Annotated in this window: 10 protein-coding genes; 9 read left to right on the forward strand and 1 reads right to left on the reverse strand. The window is 51.8% G+C overall.

Annotated elements, in window-relative coordinates; all coding sequences use genetic code 11:
- Nucleotides 1-4 precede the first annotated feature (4 nt).
- From KK083_RS02750 to KK083_RS02790, 9 genes are all read left to right on the forward strand, one after another.
- Complete coding sequence (locus KK083_RS02750) at nt 5-3,589, forward strand: M1 family aminopeptidase (RefSeq protein ID WP_254160459.1); 3,585 nt, start codon at nt 5-7, stop codon at nt 3,587-3,589.
- Nucleotides 3,590-3,678: 89 nt separating this feature from the next.
- Nucleotides 3,679-4,677 carry a 3-oxoacyl-ACP synthase III family protein gene (locus tag KK083_RS02755; RefSeq protein ID WP_254160460.1) on the forward strand — a complete coding sequence of 333 codons (999 nt, stop codon included), beginning with the start codon at nt 3,679-3,681 and terminating at the stop codon, nt 4,675-4,677.
- A gap of 168 nt (nt 4,678-4,845) precedes the next feature.
- Nucleotides 4,846-5,070: a hypothetical protein gene (locus KK083_RS02760; protein ID WP_254160461.1), complete on the forward strand. Its 225-nt coding sequence runs from the start codon at nt 4,846-4,848 to the stop codon at nt 5,068-5,070.
- Nucleotides 5,071-5,091: 21 nt separating this feature from the next.
- Entirely contained in the window at nt 5,092-6,465 is a 1,374-nt protein-coding gene (locus KK083_RS02765) for a gluconate:H+ symporter (protein ID WP_254160462.1), read from the forward strand.
- A gap of 4 nt (nt 6,466-6,469) precedes the next feature.
- Nucleotides 6,470-6,940, forward strand: a complete 471-nt coding sequence (locus tag KK083_RS02770; protein WP_254160463.1) for a RidA family protein — start codon at nt 6,470-6,472, stop codon at nt 6,938-6,940.
- 1 nt (nt 6,941) lies between these two features.
- Nucleotides 6,942-8,054: a D-TA family PLP-dependent enzyme gene (locus tag KK083_RS02775; RefSeq protein WP_254160464.1), complete on the forward strand. Its 1,113-nt coding sequence runs from the start codon at nt 6,942-6,944 to the stop codon at nt 8,052-8,054.
- Between the two features lie 201 nt (nt 8,055-8,255).
- Nucleotides 8,256-9,326 (forward strand): dipeptidase, encoded by a 1,071-nt coding sequence (locus KK083_RS02780; protein WP_254160465.1) that lies wholly within the window; start codon nt 8,256-8,258, stop codon nt 9,324-9,326.
- Nucleotides 9,327-9,534: 208 nt separating this feature from the next.
- Entirely contained in the window at nt 9,535-11,181 is a 1,647-nt protein-coding gene (locus KK083_RS02785) for a S41 family peptidase (RefSeq protein ID WP_254160466.1), read from the forward strand.
- 1 nt (nt 11,182) lies between these two features.
- On the forward strand, nt 11,183-12,067 hold the full coding sequence (locus tag KK083_RS02790; protein WP_254160467.1) for an alpha/beta fold hydrolase: 885 nt from the start codon (nt 11,183-11,185) through the stop codon (nt 12,065-12,067).
- Nucleotides 12,068-12,238: 171 nt separating this feature from the next.
- Here the strand turns inward: KK083_RS02790 and KK083_RS02795 are convergent, their stop codons facing one another.
- Nucleotides 12,239-13,303, reverse strand: coding sequence for a substrate-binding domain-containing protein (locus tag KK083_RS02795; protein ID WP_254160468.1), 1,065 nt, complete (start codon nt 13,301-13,303; stop codon nt 12,239-12,241).
- Nucleotides 13,304-13,569: the final 266 nt, after the last annotated feature.

Raw genomic sequence — 13,569 nt, forward strand, 5'->3', positions numbered from 1 at the left:
TTCTATGTTTAAAGAAATATTCCGTTTCGAGCTCAAATACAGGAAGAAGAGGCCGGCCACATACATTTACTTCGGTATCTTCTTCGTAATGTGTCTGCTGGCAGTAACTACTGACATCGTGCAGATCGGTGGCGCCGCCGGGCAGATAAAGGAGAATGCACCGTTTGTGATCGCTCGCATGACTGTGATCATGACTCTATTCTTAACCCTCGTTACATCAGCCGTCATGGGTGTGGCTGTGCTGCGCGACTTCGAGCACAACACCGAGGCCATCATGTTCAGCACGCCGATGGGCAAGTTTTCTTACCTGATGGGAAGATTCTGGGGATCGTTCGCGGTGCTGCTTTTCATCGGCTCCGGCATCAGCATCGCGTTTCTAATTGGTGATTTCTGGCCAGGACGAGAAGCAGAAAAATTGCTCCCTTTTAATTTCTGGAGCTTCATTCAGCCTTTCCTGGTCTTTGTAGTACCTAACTGTTTCTTTACTGGGGCACTCCTCTTTATGAGTGGTACCCTCAGCCGCAAAACAATCGTTATCTACACCCAGGGCATTCTTTTGCTGGTGCTGTACATCGCCAGCCAGACTATGCTGCGGAACCTGGAACAGAAAGAACTTGCCGCAATGGTAGACCCTTTCGGTTTGCGTGCTTTTGCCTATGAAACACAGTACTGGACACCGGCCGAACGCAATACTCAGCTGGTACCATTCTCGGGCTACGTCCTTTACAACAGGCTCATCTGGATGGGCGCTGGCATCCTGGCACTGGCCGTAACGTATTTCGGCTTCAGCTTCAACGTGGTACGCAACGCACTCATCAGGCGCAAATCCACCGCCGATAATTTTCGCAAGGTCCAATCCGTTTCCACCACCATTCCTGTTGTGGAACCCGTGATCGATACAAAAGCAAGGTTCAGGCAACTGGGCAAGCTCACGTCGCTTTACTTCACATCCGTTGTCAAAGAGATCCCTTTCATTGGCATTGTGATCGCCGGCTTGCTGCTCCTGTTCCTCAATGCCATCAACATGAGCGAATTGTTTGGTACAAGCGCCTACCCCACCACGTACAACGTGCTGAGCATCATCCAGGGCTTCAACCTCTTCTTCCTGATCATTGTTGTGTTCTACACCGGCGAGCTTGTGTGGCGCGAGCGGTCTGTTAAAATGAACCTGATCATCGATGCATTGCCCATTGTCGACTTTATCACGCTCATCGCCAAATTCCTCGGGCTGCTGCTGGTCTACATCGGCCTGCTGCTGGTGCTGGTGCTTTCAGGCATTGTGATCCAGGTGGCTTATGGGTACTTCAAATTTGAATTGCCTGTTTACCTCAGCACGCTGTTCACGGAAACGCTCTCGTTCCTGTTACTATATACTTTTCTCTCCATCTTCATCCAGGTGATGGTAAACAACAAGTTCATCGGATACGCGGTGTGCGTGGCCTTCTTTATTCTTACCGGCGTGCTCGGCGAACTGGGGCTGGAGCACGGGCTCTTCCAGTTTGGCTCCGCAGACATCGGCACGTACTCCGACATGAATGTATACGGGCATTTCCTCACACCTTTCACATGGTTTGAAACATACTGGTTCGCTTTTTCGGTGATCCTCTTCGTGGTAGCGGTCATCTTCTCCGTACGGGGTTCTGAATCCGTGATGAACATCCGCTGGAAAGCGGGCAAGCTGAGGCTCAACCGGAGCATGGTCACGCTGCTGCTGGGTGCTGCCGTGCTGTTTGTTTCGTCCGGGTTCTTCATCTACTACAACACCAACATCATTAATAATTTCGAGACCTCAGAGCGGGTGAAGGAACAGCAGGCCGCCTACGAAAAGAAGTACAAGAAATACGAAACGCTGGCACAACCCCGCATCGTGGAAACAAACCTGAAGGTAGACCTGTATCCATACGACCGCGATTTTACGGCAGAAGGATATTACTATCTGAAAAACAAGACCACACAACCCATCCGCGACCTGCACATCCAGCAAAGCAACGATCATCAGCTAACGGTGGCGTATTTGAAGTTCGATCGCGATGCCAAGGTAAAAGAACACGATGAAGATTTCCGCTATTACATCTACGAGCTGGTCGCTCCGTTGCAGCCGGGCGACAGTGTGAAGATGAGCTTCAAGCTCTCGTTCGTCACCCGCGGGTTCGAAGAGCAGAACTCGAACACCAACGTGGTCTTCAACGGAACGTTCTTTAACAACACCTCTTTCTTCCCTGCGCTGGGATACCAGGATGATTATGAGATAGGCGACGATGACGACCGCAAAGAGCAGGATCTCGAAGAAAAAGAGCGGATGCTGGGACGTAACGATGCGCGCGGCCGTGGCATGAGCCTCTTCGGTGACGACGCGGACCACATCCGGTTCGAGATGACCGTGAGCACCAGCAACGACCAGATCGCCATCGCTCCCGGATATCTTCAGAAAGAATGGCAGGAAAATGACCGCCGTTACTTCCAATACAAGATGGACGCCCCCATGTGCAACTTCTATTCTGTGGTGTCGGCGCGGTATGCCGTAAAACGTGACAAGTGGAACGACGTGAACCTGGAGATCTATTACCACCCGGGCCACGAGTACAACCTCGACCGCATGATGCAGGGCATGAAGGATGCGCTCGCTTACTACAGCAAGAACTTCAGTCCCTTCCAGTTCAGGCAGATGCGAATCATGGAGTTCCCACGATATGCCTCATTTGCGCAGTCGTTCGCCAACACGGTGCCTTTTTCAGAGGGCATCGGTTTCATTGCCAGGATCAGCGACCCTGATGAGGATATAGACTATCCGTACTACGTAACGGCACACGAGGTAGCACACCAGTGGTGGGGCCACCAGGTGATGGAAGCCAATGTGAAGGGAAACGCCATGTTATCGGAGAGTATGTCGCAATACTCGGCGCTGATGGTGATGAAGCACGCTTTTACGCCAGAGACCATTGAACGTTATCTGAAATACGAGCTTGACAATTATCTGTCGGGACGCGCTACGGAAAGTAAAAAAGAACAGCCGCTTGAGCTGGTGGAGCGTCAGAACTACATTCACTACCAGAAGGCTTCGCTCATCTTCTTCGCCTTACAAGATTACATCGGCGAAGACAGCCTGAATGCCGCGTTCAGAAGATACAATGAAGCCTGGCGTTTCAAAGATGCGCCCTATCCTACGTCGGCTGACCTGCTCGGCTACATCCGCCAGGTAACGCCAGACAGTCTGCAATCCGTCATTCACGATATGTTCGAGACCATTACGCTCTTCGAGAACAAAACGCTTGAAGCGGAATACCAGGAGCTCGACAGCACCCATTTTGAAATAACGCTGAAGGTATCCGCAGAGAAGCTCAGGGCCGACAGCACCGGCATGGAGACCCCGGTGGCCATCAACGACTGGATCGACATCGGCGTTTACGGAAAAGACGAACAAAAGAAAGACAAGCTCATCTACCTGCAGAAACACAAGATCACACAAAAGGAGAACACCTTCACGATCAGGGTTGACCAGCGCCCCAGGAAGGCCGGCATCGACCCGATGCACAAGCTGATCGACCGCCATTCGAGCGACAACACGAAAAGTGTGGTGAGGAAGCCCTGATCGGCTCAGGGATGACATCCTTTGAAAGGATGTCATCCCTTTCATGCTAATTCCTTAAATTAGCGCACCTTTAATTAAAACCATCACGCATGCGTCATTCCAAGATCGTAGGCCTGGGCCATTATGTACCTGAAACAGTAATCACCAATCAATATCTCTCCACCGTGATGGACACCAACAACGAGTGGATCATTGAAAGAACCGGCATCCAGGAACGCAGGTGGATGGACCCCGCCAAAGACACCGTGGCGAACATGGCCGCAAAGGCAACCCGGATGGCGCTGCAACGGGCCAAGCTCACTGAAAAAGACATCGACTTTATTGTCTTCGCCACCATTACCCCGGACTATTTCTTTCCAGGCTCAGGCGTGCTGCTGCAACGCGAGCTGGGGCTGGAGAGCATTCCCGCGCTCGATATCCGGAACGCCTGCTCCGGTTTCATTTATGCCCTCTCGGTGGCGGACCAGTTCATCAAAACAGGAATGTACAAGACCGTGCTGGTGGTAGGTGGCGAGATCCAGTCCACAGCACTGGATATCACTACACGGGGTCGCAACACGGCCGTGATCTTCGGCGACGGAGCCGGCGTGGTCATCCTCCAGGCTTCAGACAAACAGGGAATTCTCTCCACGCACCTGCATTCAGACGGGCGTTTCGCGGAGGAGTTGTATGTAAAAGATCCGGGAAGCAGTCGCCCGCACAAAGAGCGCCAGCCTGAACAGATCACAGACACCTCCACATTCAAGGTGGTGATGAATGGCAACCAGGTGTTCAAACACGCCGTGGTGCGTTTTATGGAAGTGATCAACGAGGCCCTGGAAGCCAACAAGCTCAAAAAGGAAGATATCGATCTCCTGGTGCCCCATCAGGCCAACCTCCGCATCAGCCAGTACATCCAGGAAAAGCTGGGCCTCTCTGATAACCAGGTCTATAACAACATCATGCGGTATGGCAACACCACGGCGGCCTCTATCCCCATCGCCATGAGCGAAGCCTGGGCAGAAGGTAAAATCAAAGAAAATGATTTACTTTGCCTTGCCGCCTTTGGCAGCGGGTTCACATGGGCCTCGGCCTTGATAAGGTGGTGAGTTTAAAATTTAATGTTTAAGGTCTAAAGTTGGTGTAAGGTTGCCGGTTGCAAGTTACCGGTTGCCGGTTTAAGGTTGTCATGGTTTTCACGTGGCAGCTTCGAATTGAAGAATAACGATCTACACTGCGCCAACTGGCAACTGGAAACTGGTAACTGGCAACAAGAAATGAAAACCTCAACCTATAATCCAAGTCCGCTGGAAGTCGATTTTGCGAATGCGCTCTACATTCTTCAGAAGGAGCTGGAAAAACACCTGCAGGACAACCAGATCACCAAGGTGGAGACACACCTGAAAAGGGATAACCCCATGGTGCGCTTCAACCTTATTGACAAAGACGGCGATCCTCACGAAATTGTGGTTAGGATCATCCAGATCCCAGATAAATTCTAAACCAACACCAGGAAAAAAGCAATGTCTATACTCATCGTCCTCCTTTGCATTGCGTTCCTGGTTGTACTGATCACGGTTTTTAAGATCAATCCTTTTCTCGCTTTTCTCGTTGTCTCCATCCTCACAGGCTTCCTGCTCGACATCGAGGTCGCCAAACTTACCACCTCCGTTCAGAAGGGCATCGGCGATATGCTGGGCTCCCTGGTGATCGTGATCGTAAGTGGCGCCATGCTGGGCAAGCTCGTAGCGGAGAGCGGCGCCGCACAACGCATCGCCTCCGGCATGATGTATTTGTTCGGTTCGCGGTATATTCATTGGGCGCTGATGATCACCGGTTTTGTGATCGGCATCCCGCTTTTTTACAACGTAGGTTTTGTGCTGGTGGTACCGCTGATCTTTTCGGTGGCATACAGGTATAAATTTCCAGTGGTCTACATCGCTGTGCCGATGCTGGCGGCGCTCTCGGTCACGCACGGTTTTCTGCCTCCTCACCCATCGCCTTATGCCCTGGTGGGGATCTTCAAAGCCGATGTAGGTAAAACTTTGCTCTACGGCACCATGATCGCCATTCCAACGGTGATCCTGGCCGGCCCTGTGTTTGCCAGAACACTAAAACGTATTGATTCGCCCCTTCCGAAAACTTTCCAGCCCAACGCCGTAGCAGACGACAAACTGCCCGGACTCGCAAACAGCATCCTGTCTTCACTGCTGCCCGTGATCCTCATCGCATTGACGTCTTCGGGCATTGTTACCAGGATAGCGCATTTCTTTTTGACGATACCATTCCTGAACATTGGCAACACGCTCCGCAGATTTTTGGGTAATGACTTTGAAGTGACCATCAGTGCCTTCCTGGGAGACCCTGTGATCGTGCTCCTCTTTTCGCTGGCGGTAGCCACGTACAGCCTTGGCCTGAGGTCAGGCATGAACATGAAAAAGATCATGGACATCTACAGTGATGCCGTAAAAGACATCGCCATGGTACTGCTCATCATGAGCGGTGCCGGCGCGCTGAAACAGATCCTGATCGATAGCGGCGTAAGCAACGATATCGCTACACTATTAGGCGGCATCGATGCCCATCCGCTGGTGCTGGGCTGGCTGATGGCATGTGTGATCCGTGTCTGCGTAGGCTCAGCCACCGTTGCAGGACTGACGGCAGCAGGCATCATGGCCCCGCTTATCCCCAGCATGAACGTAGACCCTAACCTCATGGTATTGTCTATCGGCGCCGGCAGCCTTATGTTCTCTCACGTGAACGACACCGGCTTCTGGCTGTTCAAGGAATATTTCAACCTTGGGATCAAAGACACCATCCGCTCATGGTCACTGATGGAAACCATTGTGGCCATCGTGGGATTATTCGGTGTGCTGACCCTGAACGCTTTTTTATAAACGCATGAATGCATTAACTCCTGATCAACGTTTTGAACAGTTGAATCTGACATTGCCTCCCGCACCCAAACCGCTGGGGGTATACAAACCTTTTCTGATCGTCGACAAATTTGCTTACGTCTCCGGCCACGGCACCGTGAAAGAAGATGGCACGCTCATCATCGGAAGGATCGGCAAAGACATGACGATGGATGAAGGCAAAGCCGCAGCCCAGCAGGTAGGACTTGCCATACTCGCAACACTGAAGAAGAACCTCGGAAGCCTCAACCGCATCAAAAGGGTGATCAAGGTACTGGGCATGGTGAACTGCACGCCGGAATTCGAACGCCATCCCTACGTGATCAACGGCTGCAGTGAGCTCTTTGCAAAAGTATGGGGTGAAGAAAATGGCATCGGCGTGAGAAGCGCTGTGGGCATGGGCTCGCTGCCCGATAACATTCCCGTTGAGATCGAAGTGATGTTCGAACTGGCCTGATATGAGCACCACGCCCTGGTATACCATCCGGAATATCGACACGATCGACACGCCTGGTTTTGTAGTTTATCCCGACAGGATCGCGGAGAACATTAAAAGGCTCATTGCCAGTATCGACAACGTTAGCCGCCTGAGACCGCATATCAAGACACACAAGTCGTCAGAAGTTTCCAGGATGATGCTGGACGCCGGGATTAGAAAATTCAAGTGCGCTACCATTGCCGAAGCAGAGATGCTGGCCACAGCAGGCGCCCCGGATATACTGCTCGCCTACCAGCCCGTAGGACCGAAAGCACAACGCCTCGCGGCATTGACAAAACGTTTCCCTGCCATCGCCTGGGCATGCCTCATTGACAACCTTGATTCGGCGAAACACCTTGCTGAAGTTTTTGAAAACAGCGGCCAGACCATCAGCGTTTTTATGGACCTCAACGTTGGCATGAACCGCACGGGAATCGCCCCGGAAGATGCGCTGCCGCTCTTCGAAGCCTGCACTGCGCTGAAAGGCATCACCGTCACCGGGCTTCACGCCTATGACGGGCACCTGCGGGACACCGACCTCAGCATTCGCACCCGGCGTTGTGACGAGGCCTTTGCGCGGGTAGTGAAACTTCAGGACGAGATTGCGAAACGGCACGGCAGAAAGCTCACGATCGTGGCAGGAGGCACGCCAACATTTTCCATCCACAGCAAAAGGGAAGAGATCGAATGCAGCCCGGGAACTTACATTTATTGGGATAAGGGATACGAGCAGACTTTGCAGGAGCAACACTACCTGCACGCTGCCTTGGTGATCACCCGCGTTGTTTCCATTCCCGCTGACAATACTATTTGTGTCGACCTGGGTCACAAGGCCATCGCCTCTGAAAACCCGCTGCCGAACCGTGTATTCTTTCTGAATGCGCCCGAGCTGGAGCCCACAGGACACAGTGAAGAGCATATGGTGTTTAAATCGACGCCTGAAAAACAATACCACGTTGGCGATGTGCTCTACGGCGTGCCCTACCACATCTGCCCCACCGTAGCCCTTCACGAAACCGCCGGTGTTGTTGTGAACCACGAAGTGAAAGAACAGTGGACGACCGCGGCGAGGAAACGGAAGCTAAACTTTTAATCGGTTGCCAGTTGCCGGTTACCGGATGGCCGGTCCAGAGCCGACCCGGTCTTCACCCTGACGGTTTTCAAATCGTGGAGCATAAAACGCGGGATGAGTTCTCAGCACCGAACTGAAACCGGTAACTGGCAACCGGCAACAAGTAATAGGTCACCTCAACTTTAAATTTTTACCTTTGAACTTTTAAAACCAGAGTCTCCCATGTTCACCATCGACGCACACCTTGATCTTGCCATGAACGCTATGGAATGGAACCGCGACCTGAGGCGTCCCATTCACGAGATCCGCGAACGCGAGAAAGGCATGAAAGACAAACCCGACCGGGGTAACAATGTTGTTTCGTTTGAGGAGCTGAGAAAAGGTGACATCGGGCTTGTGGTAGCTACCCAGATCGCGCGGTATGTAGCGCCAGACAATCCGTTGCCGGGATGGCATTCGCCCGAGCAGGCCTGGGCACAGACGCAGGCACAGCTGGCCTGGTACAAAGCCATGGAAGACGCCGGCGAGCTCACCCCCATCACCAACCTCGATGCGCTGGAAAAACATGTGTCGTCTTGGAAAAATAATACCTCTCCCAAAAAAGCAATCGGTTACATTCTCAGCCTTGAGGGAGCAGATTCCCTGGTCACTGTTGCACACCTCGAAAAAGCGTATGCGTATGGCCTTCGCGCCGTGGGGCCAGGTCATTACGGTCCGGGACGTTACGCGCAAGGCACCAACGCCACCGGAGGGATAGGCCAGCCAGGACGCGAGCTGCTGAAGGCTATGGAACAACTGAACGTTATTCTCGATGCCACCCACCTCTGCGATGATAGCTTCTGGGAAGCAATGGATCATTTTCACGGGCACGTATGGGCCAGCCACAACAACTGCCGCGCCCTGGTAGACCACAACCGGCAGTTCAGCGACGAACAGATCCGGGAGCTGGTCTCAAGGGGTGCCGTGATCGGCGGAGTGATGGATACCTGGATGATGGTACCCGGATGGCAGAAAGGGATCTCCACGCCCCAGGGAATGAACTGCAACCTCGAGAAGCTGATCGACCACATGGATCACATTTGCCAGCTGGCCGGAAATGCGCAACACATTGCCATCGGCTCGGACCTGGACGGCGCCTTCGGTAAAGAGCAGTCCCCTTCCGACATCGAGACCATTGCCGATCTTCAGAAATTGCCCGCCCTGTTCTCCAAAAGGGGGTATAGCCAAAGTGACATCGAAGGGATCATGCATGGAAACTGGCTCAGATTTCTTCGCAATGCGTGGAAGAAATAAGCACCGGGCATTAAGTTAGGCATCAGGAAACAGACACCTGGCAGCAATAGCCGCCCGTTTGCCGGATTATTTGTTTAAAATCCTTACATGGTGCAGACCACAGCCGGTTCTCCCCTCGTTTATCATTTTTGAAAGCGCTATTTTTAGACAGTTTCAGGCGCAATCTTTTTAGCCCGTCATTGCGTTTTTATATGTAAATTCCATTCTGATGAAAAAGAGAATTCTGTATCCCATCGCCCTTGTGGTTGTTCTTGTCGGCCTCGCTTTTACAGGACCCGCCGAACGATACTTCGAGATCGCCAAGAACCTTGACATCTTCGCTACGCTGTTCAAGGAAGTGAATGCGCTGTATGTAGACGAAGTGAACCCCAATACACTGGTGCGTACGGGTATAGACGCCATGCTTGCCTCGCTCGATCCCTACACCAACTATATTCCTGAAGATGAGGTTGAAGATTTCCGCACCATCAACACAGGCCAGTACGGAGGCATCGGCGCGGTGACCCGTGAGATCGGCAACCGCACCGTGGTGACCATGATCATGGAAGGTTATGGTGCGCAGAAGGGCGGCCTCAAGATCGGCGACGAAGTACTGAAGATAGACGACCTCGAGCTTTCGAAATTATCGCGTGAGCAATCGAGCCAGCTGATGAAAGGACAGGTAGGCACTCCCGTGAGCCTTACAGTGCGGCGGATCGGTGTGGAGCAGCCTATTAAGCTCGATTTCAAACGCGAAAAGATCAAGGTGAACAACGTGCCTTATTTCGGCATGGTGGGCAAAGACATCGCCTACATTCACCTTTCTGACTTCACACCCGATGCAGGCAAGGAAGTGCGGAATGCGCTGGTGGCCCTCAAGGAGCAGGGAGCACAAGGCGTGATCCTCGACCTTCGCGGGAACCCCGGCGGTTTGCTGATCGAAGCTGTGAACATCACCAACCTCTTCCTGCCCAAAGGAAAGATGGTGGTAAGCACCAAGGGCAAGATCCCCGAAAACAACCTGAACTACGAAACACTGAACAACCCCACCGACACCGAAATACCGGTGGCTGTGCTGATCAATCGCGGAAGCGCTTCAGCATCGGAGATCGTTGCCGGTACTTTACAGGATTACGATCGCGGTGTGGTGCTGGGCGAGAAGTCATACGGCAAAGGGCTGGTGCAGGTAAGCAGGCCGTTGTCTTACAATTCGCAGCTGAAAGTAACCACAGCCAAATACTACACACCTACCGGCCGCTGCATCCAGGTGCTGGACTACGGACACCGCAGGGACGACGGAAGTGTAGGCTCGATCCCCGACTCGTTAAAGAAGGCCTTCAAAACCACCAATGGACGCACGGTGTATGACGGCGGTGGAATTGAGCCCGACGTGAAGATCCAGCCCGTGGAAGCACATCCGCTCACACAGGTGCTCTTTGAAAAAGGATTCATCTTTGATTTCGCCACACAATATGTGTACAAGCACCAGCAGCCCGCAGACGCGCGCAACTTCAACCTCAGCGACGAAGACTATCAGCAGTTCATCACCTGGATGAAGGATAAGAACTATTCGTACAAATCATACCTGGAATTCGGGCTGCAGCAGTTCAGCGAAGAAGCCAAAAAGGAAAAATACTATAGCGATCTGAAGAACCAGATCGAGCAGATCCAGGCCAGGATCGCCGAAAGCAAAAAGAACGAGCTGGTCATGTACAAAGACCAGATCAAGATGCTGCTGGAAGAAGAGATCGTATCCCGTTATTTCCTTGAAAAAGGTGGCATAGAAACCGGGTTCAAACACGACCAGGAAGTGAAGAAGGCGATCGATGTGCTGCACAATGCTCCCCAATACAAGAAGATCCTAAACATCCAGTAAAATGTCATTGTTCAGGCGGAGGATACGGATCGCCATTGCTGTTACGGTCCTGTCTTTGCCCCTGATCCTGCTTCATGCGTGCGTGCCTTCCTTCCGGATGAGCTCCGCTGAAGTGGATGCATTCTTTGCTGAAAACAAAATAAAAGGCACACAGCACCACTATACCGTTGGTTCAAAGGTAATTCATTATGTGAAAGCAGGAGATGCAACGCAACCGCTGGTGCTTTTCGTGCACGGCTCTCCCGGATCTTTAAGCGCGTTCATTCGTTTTCTTGCCGACACGGTGCTGCTAAAAAAAGCTTTGCTGATCAGCACAGACCGGCCCGGCTTCGGCCATTCAAACTTCGGTACCGCTGAGCCCTCACTGGAGAAACAGGCGCTGGCCCTCAAGCCTATCCTCGAACAATACAAGAGCAATAGACCCATCGTGCTGGTGGGCCATTCCCTTGGCGGGCCGCTGATCGTGCGCATGGCCATGACGTATCCGGAGCTTGTAGACGGCCTCATCATCGTTGCAGGTTCCGTCGATCCGGACCTCGAGCCGAACGAAACCTGGTTCAGGGCGCCGCTGGCAACACCTTTTCTGAGCTGGATTCTGCCACGCTCGTTCCGCGCCTCGAATGAAGAGATCTACCAGCTTAAACCCGAGCTGCAGCAAATGCTTCCCTACTGGAAAAACATCACCTGCCCTGTGATCGTCATCCACGGAAAAAAAGACGAGCTCGTACCCTTTGAGAATATCGACTTTGCAAAAAAGATGCTGGTGAACGCACCGGTAGAATTTATGATCAACGAAAACATGAACCACTTTGTGCCCTGGTCGAATCCTGAGATGATCAGAGAGGCTGTGATAAAGATGGTGAGTGCTGATAAAGTCTCCCGCTGATCACGCAGATAAACGCAGATCCGGCTGTTAGAGGCAATCCGGATAAGAAGTGCGATTTAAACCTGGCCGCCGAAGCTTTAGCGAAGGAGACGGGTACGAAGTACGATTTGCTACCTTCTCATCTGCGCCAATCCGCGGAATCTGCGGGAAACAAATCGAAGAAGGGCTGGTTTAATGATCCACCGAATCCAGGTAAGATTGCAAATTTTTGCGGGCCACTATTTCAAGCGGGAACAGGTAGTTTGGAACTACTTTTTTTCTGAATAACAAATGGTTGGTGAGCTGATTGATCCCGATAAACGTCTGGCGTTTGGAGTTTTGATTGATCAAAAAATCTATGGTACCCGCCCGCAGATGGCGGATATTACTTTTAAGCAGGTCGTAGGCAACAAGTTTGATGTCGTTCTTCCCTCTTTTCTCCAGCATCTTTGACACCACCTGCGCACCCTTTGATGTGGTGACAAGAATTCCCCTGAGCTTCGGATTCGAAAAAAGCTCCATTAATTCCCGTTCCAAAGTGCGCGTATGGGTATGGTTGAGGTCGATGGAGATCACTTCGTATGTTTTGTCTCCCTGCTCCTTGAAATAATCCCTGAACCCTTTTTCTTTTTCGCTCAAATATTTAGAGGCATGAACGTCGTCATAAATATGCATGATGGCGTAAGTGCCTGGCTTTTTCTGGCCCTGATGCAACAACTCGGCGCCTAACATCCCGCTCTGATAAAGGTCCTGGCCGATAAAGCTCAGCGGCGAAGGCGACGTCAGGTTGCTGTTAACAAGTACAAAGGGAATGTTGCGTTCCTTGCAGGAGGTAAAGAATTCAACAGATTCTTCGGTAAAAACCGGGGCGGCGATGATGCCATCCGGGGCAGACTTCAGCACTTTTTCTGCCATGGACCTGAACGACTCATTTTTGTACAGGTCGAAATAATATCGCGTCAGCTCCAGGGAATATTGCGCCCATTCCTGCTGGGCCTGATCGATCCCTTCAACCGAGAGCTTCCAGTATTCGTCCTGTTTAGGATTGGGCAATAACACCGCGATCTTGACACTTTTGCTGGATACGAGGGCGCGGGCAATTAAATTCGGTTTGTAACCCGTCTTCTCAAGGATCGCCACCACTTTTTTATAACTCTCTTCCGCAACCTCTCCCCGCTTATGGATGACCCGATCGACTGTTCCAACCGAAACCTTCGCCATTTTTGCTATGTCCCGTATGGTAATGTGTTTTGTCATGCCTACGATAAAAATATTTTTTCTTAAAAGAACTTCATGGTTTCCAAACGACCATCAGACTCTTCATCGGGTGGTCAGGTTGCAGGATTGTTGGTCTATAAGAAATAAAAAAGGCTGCCCCAAAAAGCTGCTCAGTGATCGCCATGTTGTTTCGAAAGGCATGTACCTGCCCTGCTCACACGGAGATATTCCCCGTAAGCCGCGGATCAACATGACGGATTGCTTTTGAGACAGCCTCTTTAACCCAGGCCGTACTGGTATTTTTT

The organism is Chryseosolibacter histidinae (genome assembly GCF_018598225.1).
In the GTDB taxonomy this organism is placed as follows: domain Bacteria; phylum Bacteroidota; class Bacteroidia; order Cytophagales; family Cyclobacteriaceae; genus Chryseosolibacter; species Chryseosolibacter histidini.